This window comes from Rhizobium rhododendri (genome assembly GCF_007000325.2).
Lineage (GTDB): Bacteria > Pseudomonadota > Alphaproteobacteria > Rhizobiales > Rhizobiaceae > Rhizobium > Rhizobium rhododendri.
This window is the reverse complement of sequence record NZ_CP117268.1, coordinates 403,092-429,443: the sequence shown is the minus strand read 5'-3', so window position 1 is coordinate 429,443 and position 26,352 is coordinate 403,092. Positions and strand designations below refer to the sequence as shown.

Here is a 26,352-nt window from a genome sequence, read left to right as displayed (position 1 = left end):
ATTACTCCGTACGGATGCGCGGATCGACAAGCCCATAGGCGATATCGACCAGGAGGTTGATGCCCACGATCAGCAGCGACAGGACGGTGATCACGGCCTGCAGGACCGGGTAGTCACGGGCCGACACCGCATCGAAAGCCAGCGTGCCCAAGCCCGGCCAGTTGAAGACCCGCTCGATGACGACGATGCCGCCGAGAAGGCCGCCGAACTGCAGACCAAAATAGGTGATCAGCGGGATGGCGCAATTGCGCAGCGCGTGCTTGTAGAGCACCTTGGTTTCGCTGAGGCCCTTGGCCCGCGCCACCATGACGTATTGCGACTGCAGCGTCTCCAGCATCGAGGTGCGCACAAGACGCACATTGGTGGCGGTGAGGATAATGCTCATGGTGAGCGCCGGCATCACATAGCTTGCGGCCCCCGACATGCCGCTCGGCGGCAGCCAGCCCAGCGTGATGGCAAACAGCAAGACCATCATGGTCGCCAGCCAGAAGTTTGGAAACGACAAGCCGATCAACGACAAGATCCGGATAGCCTGGTCGGCGCCCCTGCCCTTGGCAGTGGCCGCCTTGATGCCCAGCGGGATCGACAAGGCGATCGAGACGGCCATGGTGATGAAGGCAAGCAACAGCGTGGCCGGCAAGGCATTGCCGATCAGAAGCGAGACCGGCGTGCCACCTGTAAAGCTGCGACCGAAGTCGAGCGTCACCAGGCCCTTGAGGAAGTTCAGATACTGGACGATGAACGGCTGATCGGTGCCGAGTGCTGCCCGGATGCGTGCCAGATCTTCGTCGGTCATGCTACCACTTCCCTGGAACATCATCGTCGCCGGATCGCCGGAGAGGCGAATGGCGAAGGAGACGATGAGCGTGATGGCAATCACGACGAAGATCGCCTGCAGCACACGCTTGATAAGGAAACTGGCCACGATTTCTGTCCTTCATGGTAAGCGGCAGGGTGCCACCCGGATCTGGGCGACACTTGGACATCGCTGCCGAGATCCCGATGGATCTTTCTGCAGGATGTCCATCTGCCAGTGCGTCAAACTACTCGACGGTGACGTCGGTCAGTTTCAGGCGGTTGTCTGGCGGTGCAATGAAACCCTTTACGCGCTTGGAAATGCCGTAGATGGACTTGCTGTTGTAGAGCGGCAGTTCAAGCGCCCGGTCGGCTGCGTAGTTTGCTACTTCCTTCAGGATCTTTTCGCGCGCGGCCTTGTCGATCAGCGGGCGCTGCGATTCCAGCAGCTTGTCGAGGGTTGCGTCCTTGTCGTAGGGGTTCCACTTTTCGCCCGAGTGGTACATCGCATAGGCCGTGTTGTCGAAATCGAAGGTCCAGCCTCCCCACTTCTGCTGGAACATGCCGCCGGTCTTGCCCTGCGGGATGATATCGTTCAGCAGCACGTTGGTCTCGTACGGCTTGATGCTGGCGGTGATGCCGACCATCTGCAGGTAGCTGGCGACGACCTGCGCCACTTCATTCATTGTCGTGTCATTGCCGCGTATATCGATCTGCAGCGTGGCACCCGGCTTCACGCCAGCCTCTGCAAGGAGCTTTTTAGCGGCGGCCGGATCGTAGGGGAGACCCTTCAGGTCCTTGTCGTAGCCGAAGGAGAGCGAGCTCTGGAAGCTGACGATCTCCGAGGCCTGGCCGGCCAGAATGGATTTCACGATGGTCGAGCGGTCGACGGCCATGATGATGGCCTTGCGCACCTTGGGATCGGCGGTGATGCCGTCACGGGTGTTGAAACGCAGCGCATCGACGGTCGGGCCGGGAACGCTGACGACTTCCAGCTTTGGATCACCTGAAATCACCGGGATCATGCCGACTGGGATGGTCGGCGGAATGACGAGATCGACGCGGCCGGCCTGCAGTTCGGCGACGGCGGTAGCAGGCTCCGAGATGAAGCGGAATTCGAGCTGAGACAGTTTGGGCGCGCCGCCCCAGTAGTCCGGATTGGCTTCGAGTGCTATGTTGACCTTCGGCTGGTAGGAGACGAACTTGAACGGGCCGGTGCCGACCGGGTGGGTATTAAAGTTGTCCTCGCCCTTTTCCTTGATGTACTTCGGCGGCACGATCATCGCGCCATAGCCCGCAAGCTTTGTCAGCAGCACCGGATCGGGGGATTTCAGCTTCATGTCCACCGTGTCGTCGTCAACGACCGTGACGCTGTCGATGGAAGTGTAGTTGGACCGCTGCGGACCCTTGGCACCCTGCTCGCCCAGCAGGCGCTCGAAGGTGAATTTCACCGCTTCTGCATTGAAGTCTTCGCCATCGTGGAATTTCACGTTGTGGCGCAGCTTGAAGCGGATGCGCTTTCCGCCGTCGAGCTCTTCCCAGGATTCGGCAAGACCGGGGACGACCTTGAGATCGGGGCCGCGATAGGTCAGGCCGTCGAAGATGTTGGTGGCGACCGATGCCCACTGCACCAGGAATGTATCGATCGGATCCCAGCTGCCCGGATCCTGCGGCGACGAGATCGTCATCTTGCCGGCGGCCGCCGCCGGCGCGGCGTAGAAGGCCGTTCCGCAAAGGGCAAGGGCCATGAAGGTTGCGGTCAGGCCGCGCGTGAGACTGTGCATATGCTGTTCCTCTTCAGATGCTTTCAATTGTTCGCAGGTTTCAGGCCTGTCTCGCGATGAAATGGCCTGGGCTTATTTCCTCGTGGCGGAAGATGTCGGGTTCCTCGTCGATCCTGTGGACAGGATTGGGAATTTCTCCCTCGATCAGTGTGGTGCTGCGGCCGCGCCCTGGATCGGCAACCGGCACTGCCGACAGCAGGCGGCGGGTGTAGTCGTGCTGCGGCGTTTCGAACACCTGCCGGCGGCTGCCTATTTCCATGATCTGCCCGAGATAGAGCACGGCCACCCGGTGGCTGATCTCCTCCACGACGGCCATGTCGTGACTGATGAACAGATAGGCCAAGCCCCGCTCGGCCTGCAGGTCCATGAACAGGGCGATGATCTGTGCCTGGATCGACACGTCGAGCGCCGACAGGGCTTCGTCGGCGATGATCAGCTTGGGGTCGGAGGCGAGCGCACGGGCGATGCAGACACGCTGGCGCTGGCCACCGGAGAACTCGTGCGGATAGCGGTCCGCATGGGTCGATGTCAGGCCGACGCGCTCTAGAAGTTCGTCCACCCGCCGGCGCACGGCCTTGCCGGACAGCACCCCGTGAGTGTTGATCGGCTCGGCAATCGAGAACCCGACCGTCTTGCGCGGATCGAGCGAGGCGAACGGATCCTGGAAAATATATTGCACATCCTTTCGCAGGCGAAAGCGTTCCGCTGCCGACATGCTCGCGAACGATTTGCCATTGAAGGCGATATCGCCAGAGCGGCTTTTCTGCAGCTGCTGGATGGTGCGCCCGATGGTGGACTTGCCGGAGCCGGACTCGCCGACCAGCGCCAGCGTCTCGCCGGGATAGATATCGAAGCTGACCTTCGACACGGCGTTCAGCCGATGCGTCACCCTGCCGAGCATCGTCCGGCGGATATCGAAGGTGACAGAGAGATCGTTGACCGATAGGAGCGGCGGTTCGTCGTAGCGCGCCGTGTCCTGCACGCGCTCAACGCCGACGAGAACGGGCTTGCCGTCCTCAAGCACTGTAAACGGCATGCGCTTGGGGAAATCCTGGCCCGCCATGCTGCCCAGACGCGGCACGGCGGCCAGAAGCGCGCGGGTGTAGGGATGCTTGGGATTGGCGAATATCTCGGCCACCGGGCCTTCCTCGACTTTCCTGCCCTTCCACATGACGACGACGTCGTCGGCCATCTCGGCCACCACGCCCATGTCGTGGGTAATGAAGATCATTCCCATCCCCAGCTCCGACTGGAGATCGCGTAGGATGGTGAGGATCTGCGCTTGGATGGTGACATCGAGCGCCGTGGTCGGCTCGTCGGCAATCAGCAGTTTCGGGCGGCAGGCGAGCGCCATGGCAATCATCACCCGCTGCCGCATGCCGCCGGAAAGCTGGTGTGGATAGCGCTTCAGCATCTGCTTGGAGTCGGGCAGCCGGACCCTATCGAGCAGGCGGCGCGCCTCTGATGTGGCTGCCGTCTTGCTCATGTTTTCATGCAGCAGCAGCACTTCGCAGATCTGGTCGCCGATGGTGAAGACCGGGTTCAGCGAGGTCATTGGCTCCTGGAAGATCATGGCGATCTCCTTGCCGCGAATGCGCCGCATGTCCTTGTCGGACGTCTTCAGCAGATCGCGCCCGCCAAACAGGATGCGGCCTTCGGGAAACGTCGCGCCCATGATGTCGGCAAGTCGCATGATCGAGAGAGAGGTGACGGACTTGCCGGAGCCCGATTCACCGACCACAGCCACGGTGCGCCCGGGCGAAACCGCGAAGGAGACGTTGTCGACGACACGGTTGCCGCCGAATTCGACGCTGAGTCCTTCGATCGAGATCAGGGGCGGGCCCGCATTGGTCGGTGTCATGTCAGCGCCTCCGGCCGGGAGCTGGCATCGGGTGGAGATGAAGCTGCGGCCGGGCCCGGCGTGATATGCGCGAGGATGGTTCCGGCGGGCTGGAAGGAGCCGGCTTCGACAGCAATGGTGAGAATGCCGGACCATGGCGCAGTGACGGCGGTTTCCATCTTCATCGCATCCATCATGGCAACCACGCTCCCCTGTTCGACGTGTTCGCCGCTCGACACCGTCCAGTGGACGAGGTTGCCCGACAGGGGGGCGAGAAGGGCCGTTTTGTCCGCCGGGTCTGGTGCAGGATGTTTGCCGTTTGCCGGTGCGCGTCCGAGGAGGCTGAGGAACGACGCAGGCAGACGCAGTTCGACGCGCTTGCCGTCGATCTCGACATGACCGCTCAGCGTTTCCTCAACAGCGACGGGCGCTGGACGGCGCTGGCTTTCCAGATTACCGGCGAAATCGGTCTCAATCCAACGGGTGTGCACTTTGAAATCGGCTCCGGCGAAATCCGGATGCTCCAGAACGGCGCGGTGAAAGGGCAGCACCGAGGGCACGCCGTCGATCGCAAATTCCGCCATTGCGCGGCGGGCCCGGGCAATCGCCAGCGCACGATCCGGCGCCCAGACGATGAGCTTTGCCACCAGCGAATCGAACATGGCAGCGACGTCCGCGCCGCTGGAGACGCCGGTGTCGAGGCGGACGCCTGGACCGGAGGGCGGTGCGAACCGCGTGATCCGGCCGGCAAATGGCAGGAAGCCCCGCGCGGGGTCCTCGATGTTGATGCGAAATTCGATGGCATGGCCCCGCGGCGCCGGCATCTCTGACACCTCCAGGGGCTGGCCTTCTGCAATGCGAAACTGTTCGAGAACGAGATCGAGACCGGTGGTCTCCTCGGTGACCGGGTGTTCCACCTGCAGGCGCGTGTTGACCTCGAGGAAGGAAATGATGCCGTCGGCGCTCAGCAGAAATTCCACCGTGCCGGCCCCGACATAGCGGGCTGCCTGGCAGATATCGCGCGCGGCCTTGTGGATGACATCGCGCTGTGCGTCGGAGAGGAATGGAGCAGGCGCCTCCTCGACCAGTTTCTGGTTGCGGCGCTGGAGCGAGCAATCGCGCGTGCCGACCACGAGCACGGTTCCGTGGCGGTCGGCCAAAACCTGCGCCTCGATATGGCGCGGGCGATCAAGAAACTGTTCGACATAGCATTCGCCGCGGCCGAAGGCGGCAACGGCCTCGCGGGTCGCCGAATTAAACAGGTCTTCGACCTCGTCAAGATGCCGTGCGATCTTGATCCCGCGTCCGCCACCGCCATGGGCGGCCTTTATCGCGATGGGCAGGCCGAAGCGGAGGGCAAAGGCCCGTGCCTCGAAAGCACTGGAAATGGCCCCGTCGCTGCCGGCCACCAGCGGCGCTCCGACGGAGCGGGCGATGTCGCGCGCCTTCAGCTTGTCGCCGAGCGCCTCGATGACATCAGGGTCCGGGCCGATCCAGGTGAGCCCGGCGGCCATGACGGCGGCGGCAAAGCGCGCGTTTTCCGACAGAAAACCGTATCCCGGATGCACCGCATCGGCACCGGCACGCCTGGCTATGGCGATCAGTTTCTCGCTATCGAGGTAGCTGTCCCGGGGGCTCGATCCCTGAAGCGCATAGGCCTCGTCCGCAAGTCCGACGAACAGCGCATCGACATCGACATCCGCATAAACGGCAACCGAGGTAAGGCCGTAGTCGCGGCAGGCCCGTATGAGGCGCACGGCAATCTCGCCGCGGTTGGCTATCAACACCTTCTTCATCACTGCTGTCTTCCTGCTATGGGCTGCGTGGCAAACGGAGCGGACGCAACAAAGCGGATGCGCGTACCGACTGGGATCTGCCCTGCAAGATCGAGATGATGGCCAGCGATATTGGCAATCACCGGATAACCGCCCGTCAGCGGATGATCGACGAGGAACAGAACCGGCTGACCGCTCGCAGGCACCTGAATGGCGCCGCGGATCGTCGCCTCGCTCGGCAGTTCCTTGACGATGGACCGCTCCAGCGCGTCGCCCTCGAGGCGCATGCCGACGCGGCTCGATTGCAGCGAGACGGTCCAGTCCTGCGCGAGGAAGCTTTCGATTGCGTCAGGCGTGAACCAGTCCGTGCGCGGGCCGAGCACGACGTCGAGGCGGACCGTTTCGCCAGCGCGAGGCATGGCAAATTCCGGCTCCTGGAGGAGTGCAACCGCAGAATGAGAGCCAGCCTGCACATTGGATATCGAAATGAACTCCCCGACCCTCAGCGGTTCCGGGCCGATCTGCGCCAGCATGTCCGTCGCGCAACTCTTCAGAACGGGGGCCACATAGAAGCCGCCTCTGATCGCCAGATAGCTGCGCATGCCGGACGTCGCGATGCCGAGCGTCACCAGGTCGCCATCCTCGACGGCAAAGGCACAATGATGCGGAGCCTCGATCGCCGCTCCCTCAGCCGTCGCGACGGAGACCCTTGCCTGCGCGCCTGTCATCGCCATGACGCCTTGGCCGTGCATGCGGAAGGACAGCCCGCCCAGCGGGATTTCCAGCGCGACCGTATTGTCCGGATTGCCGACAAGGCGATTGGCTGCTGCAAAACTTTTCCGATCGGCGGCACCGGAGCGGCCGATGCCCTGGTGTACCAGCCCCGAACGTCCGAGATCCTGAAACAGAACGGGAAGTCCGACGGAGACGATCTCGATGGCGGTCTGGCCATCCGTTGGAACGGTTGCGGGGCGTGTGGCAAACGACGGACCGGAAGACCTGGTCTGAATGGTGTAGGCGTGGTCGGTTGCCATGTCGCAAAACCGCACGCGCTGACCTGGCTGCAGCAGCGAGACCGGCTCGCGGGCAATGTCGAACATGTCGAGAGGGGTTCTCCCGATGAGTTGCCAGCCGCCTGGGCTCGCCTTGGGATAGACGCCGCTGAAGGCGCCTGCGAGGCCTACGGAACCGGCGGGAACCAGCGTACGCGGCGATTGCCTGCGCGGCACGCTAAGGCGCTCGTCGCCCTGGGTGAGATAGGCAAAGCCCGGCGCAAAACCGGTGAAGGCAACCAGATAGTCATGTCCGGTATGCAACCGGACCACCTCCTGCGGAGTCATGCCCAGCAGGGCGGCGACTTCCGGCAGGTCTTCACCCTCGTAACAAACCGGGATTTCCAATAACGGACCCAAGGCGGGCCCGGTCCTCGACAGGTCCAGGTCGGCGATTGCAGCATTCAGCATCGCGGTGGAGAGAACCGACGGATCGAACTCGATCATTAGCGTGCGCGCCGCCGGAATGAGTTCGCGAATCCCCAAAAGATTGCGGCGCAGAAGAGCATCGTAAAGGTCCAGTGCCGCTTCCAGATCGACGAGTTCGACAAGTACGCAATCGGCCCGCATGGGCAAAATCTGTGCATCGCAGGCTTTCTGGGGATCCGCCCCTCCCCTGATCATGCGGCGCCCGTAAAGGCGCGCACGGTCAGGCCCGCTTCTTCCAGGCGCCGACGCAGGGTCCTTGCCATCCGCACTGCGTCGGGGCTGTCGCCATGCACGCAGATACTCTGGGCCTTGATCCGCGTGGGCTTGCCGTCGATCGAGTCGACGACCCCTTCGCGAACGAGCCGCACCATGCGTTTGGCGACCTCTTCGGCATCATGTAGAACGGCGCCCGCTTGCCGGCGCGAAACGAGATGGCCATCGCAGGTGTAGGCACGGTCGGCAAAAGCTTCCTCCACCACCCGCAGCCCGGCGGCTTGCGCCTGCGCCACCAGGGGCGCGCCTGCCAACGCCATCAACACCAGTTCCGGATCGACCGCGCGGATCGCGGCAATCACGTCGGCGGCCTGCCGGGTGTCGGTGGCGATGGTATTGTAAAGGGCGCCGTGGGGTTTGACATAGCTGACGCGCGTTCCGGCAGCTTGGGCAAGACCCTTCAGCGCACCGATCTGATAGATGACGTCTCCGATCAGCTCTTCGCTCGTCGGGTCCATATTGCGGCGGCCAAAGCCGACAAGATCGCGGTAGCCGACATGGGCACCGATCGCCACGCCGCGCGCGGCGGCAGAGCGCAGCGTCCTTAGAATGCCGGCCGGATCGCCGGCATGAAAGCCACAAGCCACGTTCGTGCTCGTCACGACTTCGATCAGGGCATCATCTTCGCCCATTTTCCACGGGCCGAAGCTTTCACCGAGGTCGCTGTTGAGATCGATTGCCCACATCCGACAAACATTTCCATTGAAAACTGACAGGAGGCTATCAAGTGAGGACAATTCTGTCCAGAGTGTTGAACAATATCGATGCATTGCCCTACAGATAGCATATTGCCCATTTGTTGTGCAGCGCATCGGCGTGTCTTTTCCATTGATGTTTTCGCGTGAAAGAGCCTAAGCAGTGAAGACAGGCAGCGACTGACACATGCGTTCCGGCACGAGAACTCAACTGCTGAGAAATGGCAACGCCGCATGGGATGCGCGACAGATAGACGAGACGAGATGAAGGTGATCAGCCAAGCAGCAGACGGGACATCCGGATTGCCAAACGAGCAAACGTTGGGGCCGATATCCAGCCAGCCGGCCAGCCAGACCTTGGCAGAGGCGGTCGCGGGCCGCATGCGCGAGCAGGTAATCTCAGGACGCCTGACGCCGGGTAGCCATCTGTCCGAACTGGCGCTGAGCGAGGAGATGCAGGTATCGCGCAACACGCTACGCGAGGTTTTCCGCATATTGACGAAAGAGGGCCTGCTGCGGCACGAAGCCAATCGCGGCGTGTTCGTGACGACACCTAGCATGTCCACGATCATCGACATCTACCGGGTCCGCCGCATCATCGAGTGTCCCGCACTTGCCCAGGCGCACCCAAGCCATCCCAGTGCCCGAAAAATGCGTGTCGCCGTCGAGGCCGCCCGCCGCTGCCGCTCGGAGGGCGACTGGTTGGGCGTTGGCAGCGCGGATATCGCCTTTCACGCTGCGGTGGTCGACCTGGCCGATAGCCCCCGCCTTTCGGCATTCTTCCGCGAAGTATCGCTGGAACTGCGCCTGGTATTCGGGCTGTTGCGCGACCCCGAGTTCCTGCATGCTCCCTTCGTTGATCAGAACCTCAAGATCCTGACCGAATTTGAGGAGGAAAAACCCACACAGGCTGCCGCCGCCATGGAAATATATCTTAACCAGGCGGAGCGCTTCATCATGGGCGCCTATGGTCGCCTGTCCGGTAAACCCTGAGGCCAGTGGACACAGGCCTTGGAAGAGTCCCTGCTATCCAGCCCGCAAGCCGGTCTCGATGAAGGCCAATCTCTCCCGGTCCTTTGCATGGACTATTGTGCGGACAGATGGTTGCGGCGCGTTGGTAGAGCCGGTCTCCTGAGCTGGCCGACATGGGCTGGATGCGGCATCCCGAGATGGGCGCGTGCAGACAACCGGGCCAGTAGGAGACCTTCATGCCGCCCGCGTCGCGCGCCTCCACAAGCGCGGCCGGCCTGTCGCCCGCGCTCGCTGGCGTTCTGTGCCATCACCGGCCTGATCTCTTTGCCCGCCCTGTTTCCTTCTGGCGGCAGTAGACCATTCCGTCCTCGGGAAAATAGACCTTCTGGTGCGAGCTGCGGGGCTGGAGGAACGGGCCGGCATGATAGGAGGCGGCCAGATTGATGGTGTTGAGACCGGCGCGCTTACGCAGCTCGGCGCTGGCTTGACCGAGCGTCGAAGTCTTAAATCCTTATATAGGTGGGGAACTGAGGAGATCACATCGATTATGGAAAGCGTAGCGCACAGGTGCTTTCGCAAAGCCATCTCAGCATGTGCAGGTCGTCCTGAAACGATGGCGTCCACGATTGCTTCGTGTTCGGTAAGCACGGTTTGCATCTTCCCAGGCATAGGTAAGTGAAGTCGTCGGAGCCTGTCCAGATGGACACTTTGACGTCTGACACTAGCCCAAAGCTCAAGGATGCCGGTTTTCTCATAAAGTATTCTGTGGAACTCACGGTCGATGCTGTCGAATACGTCGTCGGTTTCCTGTGTCGCAACCGCAGCCTGCCGTACCAGCACCTCTCGCAGATCCTTTGCCGTTTCGGCCGACGCATCTGCCGTCAAGCGTCTCACGGCTTCAAGCTCGATTGAGAGCCGCAAGAACTGCGCCTGCCTGGCATGATCAAGGTCGATTTTGGCTACCACCGTGGCATACTGGGGATAAACATCAACCAAGCGTTCCTCTTGCAGTATCGAACTTCCGTCAGGGTAAAGTAATGCGGTTTTGACGGCGGCCTCCGGTTGAACCCTTCCGATTGTCTGTGCCCAATCTCCTCTATATTTGCCCTTTCGAGGCTTTAATAACCTTGCTCAGAACCAAACTGCTCAAGATCACCAACAATAGCTTCAGCCGTCCGTTTGTAATGCTTCTCCAGAAGTTCCGACGCCGTATTCACATTGCCCTTCAGCACTTCCTTCAGGATCGCCTCGTGCTCATCGGTCACGTGACGGGTCCGGAACACCTTCCTGATCGACATCTGGCGGTATCGGTACAGGCGGTCTGCAAGTTGCTCGGCGAATGCAATCAGCGGTCTCGAGCCACAATTGGCAATCAGGACTTGGTGGTAGCGACGATGTGCCCGTTCCCACTCCGGATTGTCTTCGAATTTATCTTCTCTAAGTGAGCGCGGAGTTCGGTCGAGCCGATGATGGGCAACGACAAGGTCTTCTTCCCATTGCGGTGTGCGGTTCGCCATCGACTCGCGCAGGGCGAGCCCCTCCACCCAGCACCTCGTCTTGGTCAACTCCACGAGCTCCGCCCTGCTGACAGGCTGAACGAAGAAGCCGCGCTGATCTCTTCCTTCAACTAGTTCCTCCGACGCCAGACGGTTCAGCGCCTCCCTTAGCGGCGTTTGGCCCGCGCCATAGTGGTCCATCAAAAACCGCAGCTGCAGTTTGCGACCAGGCTCCAGCACTGTGGTGAGAATGTCCGATTTCAGGCGCTCGTAGACGGAGCTGGCCTGTGTCGATGCCGACAAGGCGGGCTTCGTGACTGCAAGAGTATTCATTGGCGATTTTCCCCGACGATGCCGATGTGGGTATTTATATAACGCCGGTCGTCTTGGTGCAAATTTATAAATTATTGTTTACAGAGACTCTATTGTATAATATCCATTTGATGACGATGACATTTCACTGGGAGGGTGCGATGGTTTCCACGCAAAGAGGCAGGCTATGACGAGGCTATGCGGGTGCCGCGGCATCGACGTCCATTGCCATGTCGTACCCTCGGAGTTTGCGCCCTATCTCAAGGGGGCACCGCCTTCGAACTGGCCTTCCATGATGGCCCGGGACGCCTGCCACAGGACGATCGTGATCGACGGCAAGAACTATCGAACCGTCAGCGATGCCTGCTGGGACTCACAGCGTCGCATGGACGACATGGATCGAATGGGCATCAAGACGCAGGCGCTGTCGCCGATGCCCGAATTGTTCAACTACTGGATGGATATCGACCCAGCCAACGATCTTATCCATTACTTGAACGACACCATCGCAACCATGGCAAGCACCTCCGGCGGCCGGTTTGTCGGTCTCGGTTCGGTTCCGCTCCAGGATGTTGACAAGGCAATCGACGAGCTTCGCCGCTGCATGAGGGACCTCGGTTTCTCCGGCGTGGAGATCGGCAGCAACATCAACGGCATTCCGATCGGAGACCCGCGATTCTTGCCTTTTTTCGCCGAAGCTGAAGCGCTGGGTTCTGCGGTGTTCGTCCACGCGGTCAGACCGACCGGAATGGACAGGCTGGTCGGTCCCGGACAGTTGCAGCAAGTGCTGGCCTATCCGACGGACGTCGGATTGGCAGCCGCCTCTGTCATCACGGCGAACCTGATGCTCAAGCATCCAAGGCTGCGCCTGGCGTTCAGTCACGGCGGAGGAACACTCGCCTCGTTGTTGCCTCGGCTCGATGAAGGCTGGAAGGTCTTTCCGGCTCTGCGCGAGACGATCCTTGAGGAACCGTCCATCCAGGCCAAACGCCTCTACTACGACGCCCTGGTGTACGATGAGCCGACACTGCGGCACCTCGTTTCGATGTTCGGCGACGAGCGAGTCATTCTCGGTACCGACTACCCCTTCAACTTCCACGAAAAAGCCCCCCTCGCCCGGATCGAGGCCGCCTTCGGCGACGACCTTACCCGGGATAGACTGACTTTTTCCAATGCCGAAGCATTCCTGGCACTCGAGGCACAGTCATGACACAGTTTCCCGTGACCGCTCTAAAAAGCGTCGAACTTGGCACCCCGGATCTGAACCGTTCGGAAGAATTCTACACTGCTGTATGGGGACTGGAGGTCGTCGCCCGGCAGGGCGGCAAGGTGTTCCTCGCCGCTTCCGGCGACGATCATCACGTTCTCGAGTTGATCGGCAGCGACAGGTCCGAACTGCGCAAGATCACCTTCAGCGTCGGCAGCGCCGATGATCTCGGCCGACTGTCAGCATCAGCCGTGGCGCTTGGCTGCCAGTTGCTGCGTCCTGTCGAGCAAAGCCCCGGTCCCGCCGGCGGCCAGCGCTTCGTCATCCGGGAGCCGCAGCGAAGCACGCTCGAATTTGTCCACGGCGACATGACCAAGACCGGCGCTGCGGTTGCCAACCGGCCGCTTCGACTGGCGCATGTCAACATCAACAGCGCCGACGTCGATGGCCTATCGCGCTTCTACGAGCAATTGCTGGGTTTTCAGCTCACTGACCGATCGAAGATGATGGCCTTCCTGCGCTGCAACGACGATCACCATGCCGTCGTGCTTGCCGAGGCGAACGTCAATGGCCTGAACCATATTGCTTTCCTGATGCCGGATACGGAGTCCGTCATGCGCGCCTCCGGCCGCATGGTCGACAACGGCTATCCGATCGGCTGGGGTGTCGGCCGGCATGGTCCGGGAGACAATGTGTTCGCTTACTTCCTCGATCCGCTGGGCGTCGTCATCGAATACACATCCGATGTTCTCCAGGTGGATAACACCTATCAGCCAAAGGGCCCTGAGCAGTGGACATGGCCGCCCGGCCGCACAGATCATTGGGGTATCGCTCCACCAAAAAGTGACGTGGTGAAAGCAGCTCAGCTCGCCATCCCCTTCAAGGCGTGATCATCCGAACGGGCATTCCATTGCAACTTTGAAGCGGCTCAGAACAATGACGAACACATCAGAACATTACGACGTCGTGGTCGTAGGCTTTGGCCCGTCCGGCGCCGTTGCGGCCTCGCTGCTTGGCAGCCGGGGCATTCGCACACTCGCGATCGACAGGCAGGAGGACGTCTACGACAAGCCCCGCGCCATAGCCATCGACCACGAAATTCTTCGCCACCTGGACAATCTCGGCATTGCGGATGCGATCAAGCCCCATATCGCGGCGTTCCCCGCATCCGAGCATTTCGGCGCAAAGGGGCAGCTGATCCGCCGGATCGACATGGTGCCCGAGCCATATCCCCTCGGCTACATCCCGACCATGGTGTTTTCCCAGCCGCCCGTCGAAGCCATTCTGCGGGCCCATGCGCAAACCTATCCTTGCGTGACCGTGGAACTAGGCACGGAGCTGATCAGTCTTGCGCAGACGGAGGCGCAGGCGACGCTGCATCTGAAGGAGAAGGACGGCACCGCTCGAACCGTCACGGCCTCCTATGTGATTGCCTGTGACGGCGCGACGAGCGGCGTCCGACAGGCGCTGGGGCTCACGCTGGAAGACCTTGTCTTCGACGAACCCTGGTTGGTCGTCGACGTCATCGTCAACGAGACTTCTCTGGAAAAGCTGCCGAAGACCGCAGCGCAGTTCTGCGATCCGGCCCGGCCGACGTCCTTTATCGTTGGCCCCGGCACTCATCGGCGCTGGGAGATCATGCTGCTGCCCGGCGAGGACGCCAGGGAGATGGAAAAGCCCGCGAATGTCTGGAAGCTTTTGTCTCGCTGGCTGAAGCCGGAAGATGCGACACTCTGGCGGTCGGCGAGCTATCGGTTCCATGCGCTGGTGGCGGCCAATTGGGAACTCGGTCGTGTGTTCCTCGCCGGAGATGCCGCCCATCAGCAGCCGCCATTCATCGGCCAGGGTATGTGCCAGGGACTTCGGGATGTCTCGAACCTCATCTGGAAACTTGACCATGTCCTGAAAGGTCGGACGAACCTCGAGCTGCTCGACAGCTATCAGGTCGAGCGGAAGGCGCATGTCACGGAACTGACGACGCGCATCAAGGCGATAGGCCACGTCATCTGTGAGCGCGATCCGGCCGCTGCGGCCGCGCGCGACGAGCGGATCCTCGCCGAAGGCGGGGGTACGGCCCGAACTGTCACCCGTCAGGAAATCGTGCCGCCGCTTCGCGATGGTTTTTTTGCTAAACGAGCCAATCCGGCAAACGGAACGCTCGCGCCCCAGCCCTGGATCTACGGTGAGGAAGAACCCGTCCTTCTCGACAAGCTGACCGGTGCCGGCTGGCGCCTGATTGTGGATGGCCGCGCCGGCGACATCGATCCAAACACGCTCGAACGGCGCGAGATCTCCGTGGCGCAGGTCGGCCGGCGTAACGGCGGCGCTTCATCGACAGACAAGGGGCTCGTCGAGAAGGACGGGGTCATGGCAGCCTGGTTCGATAGCCACAAATGCAGTGCCGTTCTGGTGCGACCCGACCATTACGTCTTCGGGACCGCGAAATCGGCAGACGAAATTCACGCACTTTACGCAGAGCTGGAGGAAGCGCTCGCCTGACGGCGTGGCGTCACGCGATGCGGGGTAATCGAGGCACGTCATGGGGAGGAAAACATGACCAATTCAACGAGCGCAAGTCACGCCGGAAAATGGCGTCCATACACAGTCTTGATCATGCTCTTTCTGTTTCAGACGCTGAACTTCTTCGACAAGCTTGTCTTCGGCCTGTCCGCCGTTCCGATGATGAAGGAACTGTCGCTGTCGCCACAGCAGTTCGGCCTGATCGGCAGCAGCTTCTTTCTGCTGTTTTCCATCTCCGGCATTCTCGTCGGCCTGTTCGTCACCGGCCGTGTTCCGGTCAGGTGGATCTTGGCTATCCTGGCTCTCATCTGGTCCGCGACGCAAATTCCGATCTTCTTCAGCACGTCGATCACCGTTCTTATCGGCTGCCGGATCCTGCTCGGTTTCGGTGAAGGACCGGGCCTGCCAACGGCGATCCACGCCTGCTACGACTGGTTCTCGACCGAGAAGCGGAGCGTTCCGAGCGCAATCATCCTCCAGGGCATCAGTGTGGGCTTGCTGGTTGGCAGCCCGCTGCTGACCTATGTGATTGTCTCCTATGGCTGGCGCAGCGGCTTTCTGTTCTGCGGCGTCTTGGGTCTGGTCTGGCTCGCTGCCTGGCTCTTCATCGGCGGAGAAGGTCCCTATGCCGTCAAGACCGTGGATCATGGCGTGGTCGATACATCGCCCCGCATTCCGGCAACGAAGCTGTGGCTCGATCCGACTGTCATCGGCGTCATCATCATGTCGACGATGTCCTACTGGATCGTCGGCATGTCGGCGACCTGGCTGCCGCCCTACCTGCAACAGGGTCTTGGATATTCCCACAGTGAAACGGGGTGGATCATCTCTGGTGTCTATATCTTTCAGTCGCCCCTACTCCTCGCAGGATCGTGGCTCGCCCAGCGGATGCTGAACGCCGGCTGGAGCAGACGCACCACGCTTGGAAGCGCTTCGGGATGGGCTCTGCTCGTCAGCGGCGCCGCCTTGGTGCTCGGCGTATATGCCTCAGGTCCCCTTCAGCTCGTCCTGATTGCCATCGCCTTCGCGGCGCCGAGCCTGACGACGATCTACGGCCCGGTCACGCTCGGTGCCATCGCCCCTGCGGCCCAACGCGGCAAGCTCATCATCGTCATCTATTCGGGCAACGCTGCTTCCGCGCTCGTTTCGAACGCAGTAACCGGCAGCATCGTGCAGGCATCCGGCTCCGACGGGCCCGGCGGTTATGCCAATGCTATGCTGTTCACCGCCGGCATCCTTCTTATTGGCGCGATCGCCGCGTTTGCACTTATCTTCCCCGAGCGGACGCTCAGTCGGTTTTCAAGCATCCCCGGCCTGAAGGGGCTGGGTCTTCGTCAAGCATAGGGCAGCGCCCGCCTCCAAGGAGACCACAAGATGAAACTCTCAACATTCAGTCACGACGGCCAGACGAGCTGGGGCGTTGTCCAAGACGACCGGGCCTTCGACGTCGGAGCGGCCTTGGCGTCCCGCTACCCCGATCTCAAGGCAGCGATATCGGCTGGACTGGACGGAATCAGCGCCGCGCTCGAAGGCGCAAAATCCTATCCACTGTCCGAAGTGATGTGGCTGCCGGTGGTGCCGAACCCGGACAAGATCCTCTGCGTTGGATTGAACTACGAAATGCACCGCAAGGAAACCGGCCGCAGCGAAGTCGAGCACCCGACGATTTTTGCTCGCTATGCCAACAGCCAGACGGGCCATCTCGCGCCGATCGTCCGTCCGAAAGTTTCGGCCGAACTCGACTTCGAAGGCGAACTGGCTGTTATCATCGGCAAGGCCGGGCGATATATCACTCGCGAGGAGGCGATGTCGCATGTTGCGGGCTATGCCTGCTACAACGACGGCAGTGTGCGCGACTTTCAGCGCCATACCATCCAGTTCACGCCAGGCAAGAACTTCCCGGATACCGGTGCCTTCGGTCCCTGGATGATGACGCCGGATGAACTGGGCCCGCTCGGCGACCTTCGCATTCAGACACGCTTGAATGGTCAGGTCGTGCAGGAAGCCAAGTTCGACCAGATGATTTTCGATATCCCGAAGCAGATCGAATATATCTCTACGTTTACCCGCCTCGAGCCTGGCGACGTGATTGTCAGCGGCACCCCTGGGGGCGTCGGAGCGAAGAGAAATCCGCCGCTCTGGATGAAGGCCGGAGATGTGATCGAGGTGGATATAGAGGGCTTGGCCGTCCTGAAGAATGCCGTTGTCGATGAGTGATTCTGCGCTCGGTCTGTTTTAAGGCATGAATTGAAGCTCGGAGTATAGTGTGAACTTTCCACACCGTACTCCGTTCAAACTATTCGGTGCCTTGATGGGATGAGAACAGTTGACCTGCTGCTTCTGCCACAGAGCCGAGTGGTAAATTTGTGATTGCAATCTAGCATGAAATAATTGTTGCACGCTCTCCCAATTTCTCCTGGGTATAACCACAAACGCGCGCGCCGGTTGCCGTATCAAATGCATGTGCCCTTGTTGAGCAGTTGCTAGCTTGGGCGCGTGCTCAGACGGTCCCTGGATATGATAGTAAGGTGGTGCCCGGCCAGCCGAGCCGTGACGTGCGTTTCCAAACCCGTGGGCTCGTGCGAACGCTTCATCCGCTTGCGCAAGCCTCTCATTAGAACCGCAACCCAGGACGGCTCAGCGGTACTTGGTGTTGATGAGTGTCACAAGAGCAATGAGACCGAAAGGAAATGCCATTCTAGCCCTCTTCTGAGAAACCCAAACAGGCAAAACCGGAAGGCTTTCCCGATCGGCTTTCTGTTAGCCGACTATGGTTTCCAACCTGCCTCGATAAAGCAAGCGCCATTGTCACAAACGTCATATATCCCAATTTCTCTCGTTTAGACAGATAGTTGACCGCGATCGACATTTTGCACGCCCAGTCTTGAGGGGCGACTGAACGACTACCCCGCTCGGACGGATCCTCTCCACACGAATTCGGCATGCAGTCGTTTTGATGTCTGATCGGGGTCGCCTGACGGCTCCGCCGACAGCCATTGGACGGCCTCGCTTGCAATTGCCATCACTGGCTGCGCGAAGGTGGTCAGCTCGTAGGAAGACCATGACGCTTGTTCGATATCGTCGAAGCCAACAATGCTGAGGCTCTCAGGAACCGAAATCGAAAACTGATGACGGGCAGCATCCATAAACCCGCACGCCAACAGGTCAGTCGCGCAAAACACGGCGTCAGGGCGCTCGCTTTTGGTAAGCAGTCGTTGTGCCAGCACCTTCCCGGATTCATATCCGGTGAGACCGTAACGCTCGACGGTGACATCCAGTCCCTGCGCCTTCGCTGCGGCAACGAAACCCGTCTCACGCGCCATCAGACTTGGCGTGCCCGCGTCGGAATTGGCAAATGCAAGCCGTCGGCATCCGGCCCGCACGAATGCGGTTACGACCCTTTGCGCCGCTTCGGTATCATCTAGATTGATCCGCAAGGGGCCCGGCTGGTCGTCGTCGCGATTGATCAGCACAAGCCTTTGGCCGCTGCGCAAACAGAGCTGGGCGATCGACTTGTCGGGTAGACCGGACATGATGATCGATGCATCGGCTCGATATCGGATGGCCTGTTGCAGGGCGCGATCAACGCTGCCGTCCGATCGATCCGTATTGACAAGCATGGCGACCTTGCCTGCCAACTGGAGCTGCTGCGTCAGCTCCCGCAAAAGCGCCGACCGATAGGGTGTGGCGACATCAGAAACGATGAGGCAAACAATCCCACTTTCGTTGCGCATCAGGCCACGGGCAAGATGATTGACATGATAGCCAAGTTCTTCGGCAGCCTGGACCACCTTTTGACGCGTCGATGCCGACACGGACGCGCCAGGTGTAAACGCCCTCGACACGGCCGAGCGCGACACCCCTGCCCGCTTGGCGACCTCGTCCGCACTGACGAAGAGTTTTTGAGACACGCACCTAGCTCCCTGTGTTTTGCACAGATTCATGCACCTTTTTGCAAAGCCGTGCAAGAAGCATGCTGTCGACTTTAATGTTATTTTTATGACAAACATGTTGACAGGCTTAGTATTCGCAGGCAGCATTTGCACACGCTTGCAAACAGCGAACGGCGTGGAGGCGTCGTATTAACGGAGGAAACTATGCGATCCATCAAATTGGCCGCGGCATTGCTTGCCACGGGTGTGTCCCTTTGCGCCTATTCGGCCCATGCGGCAGGCGACCTCAACATGATCTGCTCGGCAGACCCCGAGGTTTGCGACGTTATGAAGAGCCTGTTCGAGAAGCAGTCGGACATCAAGGTGAACATGGTTCGCCTCTCCGCAGGCGAGACCTACGCGAAAATCCGCGCCGAAGCCCGCAATCCGAAGACCGACATCTGGTGGGCGGGGACAGGCGATCCGCATCTTCAGGCCGCCGCCGAAGGTTTGACGCAGGAATACAAATCACCATTGTTCGATCAACTTCAGGATTGGGCCAAAAAGCAGGCCGAAACCTCCAAGTTCCGTACGGTCGGCGTCTACGCCGGCGCACTTGGCTGGGGCTACAATACGGAGCTCTTGAAGAAGAAAGGCTTTAAGGAACCGAAATGTTGGGCTGATCTTCTCGACCCCTCCTACAAGGGTGAAATCCAGATCGCCAATCCAAACTCGTCGGGGACATCGTACAACAGCCTTGCCACGCTCGTGCAAATCATGGGTGAGGATAAGGCCTTCGAGTATCTCACCAAGCTGAACGCAAACATTTCCCAGTACACGAAATCCGGCTCTGCGCCCGTCAAGTCCGCCGCGCGCGGTGAAGCGACGATCGGAATCGTATTCATGCACGATGCTGTAGCCCAGACGGTCGAGGGCTTCCCAATCAAGACAGTCGCGCCCTGCGAGGGCACGGGTTACGAAATCGGCTCGATGTCGATCGTAAAGGGCGCGAGGAACCTGGAAAATGCCGAGAAATGGTATGACTGGGCTCTGTCGGCAGAAGCGCAATCGCACATGAAGGACGGCAAGTCCTATCAGCTTCCGTCCAACAAGTTTGCCGAGGTGCCGAAGGAAGCGCCGAAGTTCGACGACATCAAGCTTATTGATTACGACTTCGCCAAATATGGCGATCCGACTGTCCGCAAGGCCTTGCTCTCCCGCTGGAACAAGGAGATCGGCGCCAAGGCTAACTGAGCCCCAGTGCCGTTGGCTGCCGAACTGATCTTTGGCAGCCTTCACAAAACTTGAGCGGAGATAAATAGACATGACACAAGCCAGTCGCAGGCAGGATGTCGCCTTCATTGTCGGACTTTTGGCCATGATCGTGTTGCCCTGGTACCGGATCGAGGGCGGCTTCTACAGTTTTGGTTGGCTCTCCAGCTATCCGAATGATCTGGCAATAGCCCCTGCGGCTCTCGAAATATTTGGGCGTTGGTGGCTGCTGGTTGCGGCTGTTCCGCTTCTGGTGGCGGGCGCATCGCGCTTCATCGGCGCGCCTGAGCGTCAAGGGCTCGTCCTTGCCTGGGCGGGTGCAATCGGCGTCGCCTATCTGATATTCCAAGGCCTTGCGATCAACTTCTCCGGCTGGAGCTGGTCCGTCAGCGAAACTCTGTTTGGACCTATGTCGGACGGGCAGCCCTCGATGGGCGCCGGCGCCATTGTCACAGCAATCGTGTTTGTCCTGCTTTTTTCGTTCGGCCTTGCGAAACGCGGTGTGATGAAGGGCGATGCGTTTGTCATAGGCTCGATCACCATGTTGATCTTCCTTGTGGCCATCTTTGTATTCTACCCGGTCGGCAGCATGTTCGTCGGGGCCTTCCAGTCTATCGACGGCTCATTCGACGCGACGGGCTTCATCTCCAATATCCAGGATCCTTCGGTCTGGAGCCTGAGTTGCATTGTCGGCGGCGACAGTTGCGGCGTCGCATGGCGGACGCTTTGCCTCGCGATCCTGACTGCGACGGGAGCAACCCTGCTTGGGCTCTGTTTTGCCCTTGTTGCCACCCGCACCCGATTTCCTTTCAAAAAGGGTCTGCGGCTGCTGACCATCCTACCGATCATCACGCCGCCCTTCGTCATCGGTCTGGCGCTGATTCTGCTGTTCGGACGCTCCGGTGTCGTCACTGAATGGGTGGGCAGCTTGACCGGAGCGGAACCCAGCCGTTGGCTCTATGGCCTGACAGGGATCTGGATTGCTCAGGTGCTATCCTTTACCCCGATTTCGTTTCTGGTGCTGATTGGTGTCGTCGAAGGTGTAAGTCCTTCGATGGAAGAGGCCTCGCAAACATTGCGCGCCAATCGCTGGCGGACATTCTGGCGGGTGTCGCTGCCGCTGATGACGCCGGGTCTGGCAAATGCATTCCTGATCGGATTCATCGAAAGCATGGCGGATTTCGGCAATCCAATGGTGCTAGGCGGGAGCCACGGCGTGCTGTCCACGGAAATCTTCTTCGCTGTGGTCGGCTCGCAGAACGATCCGTCAAGAGCAGCCGTGCTTGCGATGATCCTTCTGGTGTTCACGATGACAGCCTTCATCACGCAGCGCTTCTGGCTTTCCGGCAAGAGCTTTGCCACCGTGACCGGCAAGGGTGATTCGGGTGCGCACATTGCCCTGCCGAAAGGCCTGTCGATCGCCGTCCACGCCATGGTTATTCCGTGGATTGCATTCACGCTCGTCGTTTACGGTATGATCCTGTTCGGTGGCTTCGTGAAAACATGGGGGCTAGATAGCAGCCTGACCATCGAACACTACATCAAAGCGTTCTCCATCGGCTTGCGCAACGACGGGGGGCTGGAATGGTCCGGGGTTGCCTGGAACTCATTCTGGACGACGATGGAAATCGCTCTGATCTCCGCACCCTTGACGGCCGCTGTCGGCCTGCTGACCGCCTATATCATTGTTCGCCAGCGGTTCGTCGGCCGGAACATCTTCGAGTTCGCACTGATGATGAGCTTCGCTATTCCGGGCACCGTCATCGGCATCAGCTACATCATGGCATTCAATCTGCCGCCACTGGAAATGACAGGCACCGCGCTGATCCTTGTTGCCTGCTTCGTCTTCCGCAACATGCCGGTCGGCGTCCGAGGCGGCGTTGCCGCCATGAGCCAGCTCGACAAGAGCCTCGATGAGGCATCCCTGACGCTGGGCGCCACCAGCTTCCGGACGATCCGAAAGGTTATCCTTCCCCTCCTTCGCCCTGCCATCACGGCGGCACTCGTCTATTCCTTCGTGCGCGCCATCACATCGATCAGCGCTGTGATCTTTCTCGTCAGCGCCCAGTACAACATGTCCACCGCTTTCATTGTCGGCTTGGTCGAAAATGGCGAATACGGCGTCGCCATCGCCTACTCCTCGGCGCTGATCGTCGTGATGATCGCCGTCATCACAGGCTTCCAGTTCATCGTCGGTGAACGCCGTCTGCGACGCGAGAACCGCGTTGCGATCGCCGCCCCCGTCGTAATCGCACCCACGCCGATCGGTCAGGAGAATCCAACATGAGCATGATCAAACCCGGTTCCGTGGTTTTCCAGAGTGTCAGGAAGATCTTTGGCGCCTTCACCGCCATTCCGGATCTGTCGTTGACCATTGCGCCTGGGACGCTGGTGACGCTCCTCGGCCCCTCTGGCTGCGGCAAGACGACGACATTGCGGATGCTCGCGGGTCTCGAGCATCCGTCCTCTGGCCGCATCCTGATTGCCGGCAAGGATGTGACGATGCTGCCCGCCAACGAGCGCGATGTCTCCATGGTTTTCCAGAGCTACGCCCTGTTTCCCCATATGACTTCGCTCGACAATGTCGCCTATGGTCTGGAGTCTTCCGGGTTGAAGAGGAAGGAAGCGCGTGAGCGGGCCGAAGAGGGCTTGAAGTTGGTCGGGCTTGGCGGCATGGGCAAGCGGCTGCCAGCCGAACTCTCCGGCGGCCAGCAGCAGCGTGTCGCTGTCGCCCGCGCTCTCGTTCTGGAGCCACAGGTTCTGCTCCTCGACGAGCCGCTCTCCAATCTCGATGCGCGACTGCGCAGACGGGTGCGGACGGAAATTCGCGAGTTGCAGCAACGTCTAGGCTTTACGGCCGTCTATGTTACCCACGACCAGGATGAGGCGCTGGCCGTGTCTGATCAGATTATCGTCATGAAGGATGGCGAGATCGCCCAGCAAGGCGCACCGCGCGATCTCTACGAAACACCTGCCTCGGCCTTCATTGCCGACTTCATGGGGGAGGCGAATGTCGTTCCCTGTGATGTGATCGCAATCGAGCCTGGCCACGCGGTGATCAACGTCGAGGGTCTGCAGCACCGGATGCCAACCTTGAAGGCCGCAAAGGGCCCAGCCCAGCTCGCCGTTAGGCCGAACGCCATAACGCTTTCGCCGGGTGCCTCGCCCGGCAGCTTCAGCGGCCACATCATACATGCAGCATATCTGGGAGATCACGTCGAATATGAGGTCAAGACGCGGTCGTCGACGCTGTTCGTTATCGACAGTGCGGTCGAAAAGCCTCTTCCGTCTTCGACCGAGGTGACAATCGGCTTTCGGGAGCGGGGCATCGCCATCATCGGCGCATGAAGCATGCCGCCGTTTCAATTCCGTGCAGTATCCCACAAGGAAAATCGCAATGACCTCCCAAACCGTCTCCGGCCTTGAAGGGCGCTTCACTCTAGCCCAGACCGTTGCCCTTGAAGCTGGAAAGCTCGCGTTCGACTATTTCAACCGTCGCGAAACGCTTGTGATCGAAACGAAGCGCGACCTTCAGGACGTCGTATCGATCGCCGATCGTGAGGTCGAAGAGCTAATCCGTTCCCGTTTCGGCGAGGCATACGGCGCGGATGGCGTGTTGGGAGAGGAATACGGCCTTCAGGCTGGAACCTCTGGTTATACCTGGGTCGTCGATCCTATCGATGGGACGAGCCCGTTCGTCAACGGCATGCCAAACTGGTGCGTTTCCATCGCCCTTCTTCATGACTGTATCCCTGTCGTCGGGGTAATTTACGCTCCCTGCTTCGACGAAGTGTACGCGGGCTGCCTCGGGAGAGGTGCGACACTAAATGGCAAGTCACTCTCGCTCGACGCAAGCCGCACTATACAGAATGCGGTGACAGGGTTTGGTGCCAACAGCCACGTGACCCCCGCCTCCGTGGGCAAGATTGTCGAAGGCATCCTCGAAGCGGGGGGTAATTTCATCCGCAACGGCTCCGGCGCGCTGATGCTCGCCTACGTCGCGGCAGGTCGCCTCGTCGGTTACTATGAGCCCTACATGCACGCCTGGGATTGCCTGGCGGGCTATTGCCTCGTGAAGGAAGCCGGCGGCTGGTACCACCCCTTTCCGACAGAAGGCGAGCGTCTGACCAGGGGCTCCCAGGTCCTTGCCGCAGCCCCGGGCGCGATTGATGATCTCAAAAAGATTGCTGGCTTGTAAATCAGGACTAGGTTGATTGGAACATGATGTACAGGAGATACCGATGATCTTGCAATCGCGACCTCCACAAGTCAGAAGCGAACTGCTCGTCTGTCTGACGAAGACAGGTCTTTTGCAGGAGCAACTGATGCGCCTCGCCGATTGCGCGCTCGGGCATCCAGACAGGAGGGCATTCGGGTCATACAAGACCGTCGCCTTATCTGCAGGTGTCCCTACCAGTGCGGTATCGCGCCTGGCAGTCGGGCTTGGCTTGTCCTCGTTTCACGAGTTGCGGGACAATTTCCGCAATGAACTGAGAGGTATCCCGCAATCCAGGCATGTCGGCGCAAGTGTCCGGGATTGGCCAAGAACGATAGCTGGCTTATAAATATCTCCCTCCATCTGGACGGAGAACCACGCTGCTCTAAATCCCGTGAACGCCTTTGCATCCAGAGCGGAAGCACTGGGATTTTGGAGAGCGTACGGCAGTTGCAATGGTGATCTGGGAGGGTCGCCGTTGCATGTGATTGAAGATGAAGGACAGGGAGGAAACATGACCAATCGTTTCATTATGACATGCTCCATCGCGGCAATGGCTTCGATAGCAGGCGCCCCGCACACGTTTGCAGCGACAGAGCTTCAATGGTGGCATGCTATGTCGGGCGCCAACAACGAAGTGGTCGACAATCTCGCCAAAGAATTCAACGAGAGCCAAAAGGATTTCAAGGTGGTCCCTGTCTTCAAGGGCACCTATCCGGAAACGTTGAACGCAGGTATCGCAGCATTCCGCGCCAAGCAATCGCCGGCAATCCTGCAGGTCTTCGATGCGGGTAGCGGCGTCATGATGGGAGCCGAAGGAGCGATCATGCCGGCGGCCGACGTTCTGAAGAAGGCAGGCTACGAGTTCAACAAGGCAGACTACCTGCCGGGGATCGTCTCCTATTACTCGAAGCCGGACGGTACCATGCTGTCCTTCCCGTACAATTCCTCCTCGCCAATCCTCTACTACAACAAGGACATCTTCAAGAAAGCCGGCCTGGATGCGGCGATCCCGCCAAAGACATGGGCACAGGTGTTCGACGCTGCAAAGAAGATCAAGTCGAGTGGCGCCGCAAATTGCGGGCTGACCTCGACCTGGCTCACCTGGATTCAGACGGAAAATTATGCCGCCTGGAACAACGTGCCCTATAGCACGAATGAAAATGGTCTTGGCGGCACGGACGTCAAGCTGGAGTTCAACTCGGCACCGTTTGTCCAACATTTCCAGGCAATCGCCGATTTGGCGAAGGATGGAACGTTCCGTTATGGCGGCCGCACATCAGAGGCCAAGCAACTCTTTACATCTGGCGAATGCGGGATCCTGACGGAGTCTTCTGGCGGCCTTGGTGATATCGTCAAGGCCGGCATTGCCTATGGCATTGGCCAGCTTCCCTATGACGAGGGAGATGGTCGTCCGCAAAACACCATTCCCGGCGGTGCGAGCCTCTGGGTCCTCACCGGCAAGACCGATCAGGAATACAAAGGCATCGGTGAGTTTTTCCACTTCCTGTCGCAGACCAAGATCCAGGCCCGTCTGCACCAGGTCTCCGGCTACCTGCCGGTGACGATGGCCGCCTATGAGGAAACGAAGAAGTCCGGCTTCTACCAGAAGAACCCCGGCATGGAGACGCCGATCCTGCAGATGATGGGCAAACCGCCGACGGCAAACTCCAAGGGTGTCCGCCTCGTCAATCTGCCACAGGTCCGCGACATCATGAATGAGGAATTCGAGGCGATGCTTGCCGGCAAGCAGGACGCAAAGACGGCCCTCGACAAGGCCGTGGAACGAGGCAACGCAGCGATCGCACAGGCGAACGGTAACTGAATGCAAGAAGCCATGGT

Annotated in this window: 19 protein-coding genes and 2 pseudogenes; 11 read left to right on the top strand and 10 right to left on the bottom strand. The window is 60.1% G+C overall.

The window, feature by feature from the left end; translation table 11 throughout:
* Position 1 precedes the first annotated feature (1 nt).
* The 6 genes from PR018_RS19735 to PR018_RS19710 all read right to left on the bottom strand — a co-directional run bounded on the left by PR018_RS19735 (position 2) and on the right by PR018_RS19710 (position 8,634).
* Positions 2–925, bottom strand: a complete 924-nt coding sequence (locus tag PR018_RS19735) for an ABC transporter permease (RefSeq protein WP_142831704.1) — start codon at positions 923–925, stop codon at positions 2–4.
* A 118-nt stretch (positions 926–1,043) separates the two neighbouring features.
* The gene (locus PR018_RS19730) at positions 1,044–2,579 is read right to left on the bottom strand and encodes an ABC transporter substrate-binding protein (protein ID WP_142831705.1); all 1,536 of its coding nucleotides are present in this window, start codon (positions 2,577–2,579) and stop codon (positions 1,044–1,046) included.
* Positions 2,580–2,619: 40 nt separating this feature from the next.
* Positions 2,620–4,440, bottom strand: coding sequence for an ABC transporter ATP-binding protein (locus tag PR018_RS19725; RefSeq protein WP_142831706.1), 1,821 nt, complete (start codon positions 4,438–4,440; stop codon positions 2,620–2,622).
* Positions 4,437–6,215 carry an acetyl/propionyl/methylcrotonyl-CoA carboxylase subunit alpha gene (locus PR018_RS19720; protein ID WP_142831707.1) on the bottom strand — a complete coding sequence of 593 codons (1,779 nt, stop codon included), beginning with the start codon at positions 6,213–6,215 and terminating at the stop codon, positions 4,437–4,439. The genes PR018_RS19725 and PR018_RS19720 overlap by 4 nt, the downstream gene beginning before the upstream one ends.
* Positions 6,215–7,816, bottom strand: a complete 1,602-nt coding sequence (gene pxpB / locus PR018_RS19715; RefSeq protein WP_202617184.1) for a 5-oxoprolinase subunit PxpB — start codon at positions 7,814–7,816, stop codon at positions 6,215–6,217. The genes PR018_RS19720 and pxpB overlap by 1 nt, the downstream gene beginning before the upstream one ends.
* A 50-nt stretch (positions 7,817–7,866) precedes the next feature.
* A complete protein-coding gene (locus PR018_RS19710) occupies positions 7,867–8,634 on the bottom strand; it encodes a LamB/YcsF family protein (RefSeq protein ID WP_142831709.1) in 768 nt (255 codons plus the stop codon).
* Positions 8,635–8,907: 273 nt separating this feature from the next.
* Between PR018_RS19710 and PR018_RS19705 the strand changes: the two genes are divergently transcribed.
* Complete coding sequence (locus PR018_RS19705) at positions 8,908–9,636, top strand: GntR family transcriptional regulator (protein WP_142831710.1); 729 nt, start codon at positions 8,908–8,910, stop codon at positions 9,634–9,636.
* 149 nt (positions 9,637–9,785) lie between these two features.
* On the opposite strand, the pseudogene PR018_RS19700 reads toward PR018_RS19705, so the two are convergent.
* The 3 genes and pseudogenes from PR018_RS19700 to PR018_RS19690 form a co-directional block, all read right to left on the bottom strand.
* Positions 9,786–10,096, bottom strand: a pseudogene (locus tag PR018_RS19700) (hypothetical protein); the annotation flags it as partial.
* A gap of 22 nt (positions 10,097–10,118) precedes the next feature.
* Positions 10,119–10,626 (bottom strand): annotated as a pseudogene (locus tag PR018_RS28495) (GntR family transcriptional regulator); the annotation flags it as partial.
* Between the two features lie 107 nt (positions 10,627–10,733).
* Positions 10,734–11,444, bottom strand: coding sequence for a GntR family transcriptional regulator (locus PR018_RS19690; protein ID WP_142831711.1), 711 nt, complete (start codon positions 11,442–11,444; stop codon positions 10,734–10,736).
* A gap of 166 nt (positions 11,445–11,610) precedes the next feature.
* Between PR018_RS19690 and PR018_RS19685 the strand changes: the two genes are divergently transcribed.
* The 5 genes from PR018_RS19685 to PR018_RS19665 are packed head-to-tail and all read left to right on the top strand — an operon-like array spanning position 11,611 to position 17,367.
* The gene (locus PR018_RS19685) at positions 11,611–12,633 is read left to right on the top strand and encodes an amidohydrolase family protein (RefSeq protein WP_142831712.1); all 1,023 of its coding nucleotides are present in this window, start codon (positions 11,611–11,613) and stop codon (positions 12,631–12,633) included.
* On the top strand, positions 12,630–13,520 hold the full coding sequence (locus tag PR018_RS19680) for a VOC family protein (protein ID WP_142831713.1): 891 nt from the start codon (positions 12,630–12,632) through the stop codon (positions 13,518–13,520). The genes PR018_RS19685 and PR018_RS19680 overlap by 4 nt, the downstream gene beginning before the upstream one ends.
* 46 nt (positions 13,521–13,566) lie before the next feature.
* Positions 13,567–15,129, top strand: a complete 1,563-nt coding sequence (gene mhpA / locus PR018_RS19675) for a bifunctional 3-(3-hydroxy-phenyl)propionate/3-hydroxycinnamic acid hydroxylase MhpA (protein ID WP_142831714.1) — start codon at positions 13,567–13,569, stop codon at positions 15,127–15,129.
* A 54-nt stretch (positions 15,130–15,183) separates the two neighbouring features.
* Entirely contained in the window at positions 15,184–16,494 is a 1,311-nt protein-coding gene (locus PR018_RS19670) for an MFS transporter (protein ID WP_142831715.1), read from the top strand.
* A 30-nt stretch (positions 16,495–16,524) separates the two neighbouring features.
* Positions 16,525–17,367 carry a fumarylacetoacetate hydrolase family protein gene (locus PR018_RS19665; protein WP_142831716.1) on the top strand — a complete coding sequence of 281 codons (843 nt, stop codon included), beginning with the start codon at positions 16,525–16,527 and terminating at the stop codon, positions 17,365–17,367.
* A gap of 686 nt (positions 17,368–18,053) precedes the next feature.
* On the opposite strand, the gene PR018_RS19660 is transcribed toward PR018_RS19665, so the two are convergent.
* Entirely contained in the window at positions 18,054–19,061 is a 1,008-nt protein-coding gene (locus tag PR018_RS19660; RefSeq protein WP_142831744.1) for a LacI family DNA-binding transcriptional regulator, read from the bottom strand.
* A 186-nt stretch (positions 19,062–19,247) separates the two neighbouring features.
* Between PR018_RS19660 and PR018_RS19655 the strand changes: the two genes are divergently transcribed.
* The 5 genes from PR018_RS19655 (at position 19,248) to ugpB (ending at position 26,335) form a co-directional block, all read left to right on the top strand.
* Complete coding sequence (locus PR018_RS19655) at positions 19,248–20,276, top strand: ABC transporter substrate-binding protein (protein WP_142831717.1); 1,029 nt, start codon at positions 19,248–19,250, stop codon at positions 20,274–20,276.
* Between the two features lie 70 nt (positions 20,277–20,346).
* Positions 20,347–22,581, top strand: a complete 2,235-nt coding sequence (locus tag PR018_RS19650) for an ABC transporter permease (protein ID WP_142831718.1) — start codon at positions 20,347–20,349, stop codon at positions 22,579–22,581.
* Positions 22,578–23,642: an ABC transporter ATP-binding protein gene (locus tag PR018_RS19645; protein ID WP_142831719.1), complete on the top strand. Its 1,065-nt coding sequence runs from the start codon at positions 22,578–22,580 to the stop codon at positions 23,640–23,642. Before PR018_RS19650 ends, PR018_RS19645 begins: the two co-directional genes overlap by 4 nt.
* A 49-nt stretch (positions 23,643–23,691) precedes the next feature.
* Positions 23,692–24,492 carry an inositol monophosphatase family protein gene (locus PR018_RS19640; RefSeq protein ID WP_142831720.1) on the top strand — a complete coding sequence of 267 codons (801 nt, stop codon included), beginning with the start codon at positions 23,692–23,694 and terminating at the stop codon, positions 24,490–24,492.
* A 550-nt stretch (positions 24,493–25,042) separates the two neighbouring features.
* Positions 25,043–26,335, top strand: coding sequence for a sn-glycerol-3-phosphate ABC transporter substrate-binding protein UgpB (gene ugpB / locus PR018_RS19635; protein WP_244615513.1), 1,293 nt, complete (start codon positions 25,043–25,045; stop codon positions 26,333–26,335).
* Positions 26,336–26,352: the final 17 nt, after the last annotated feature.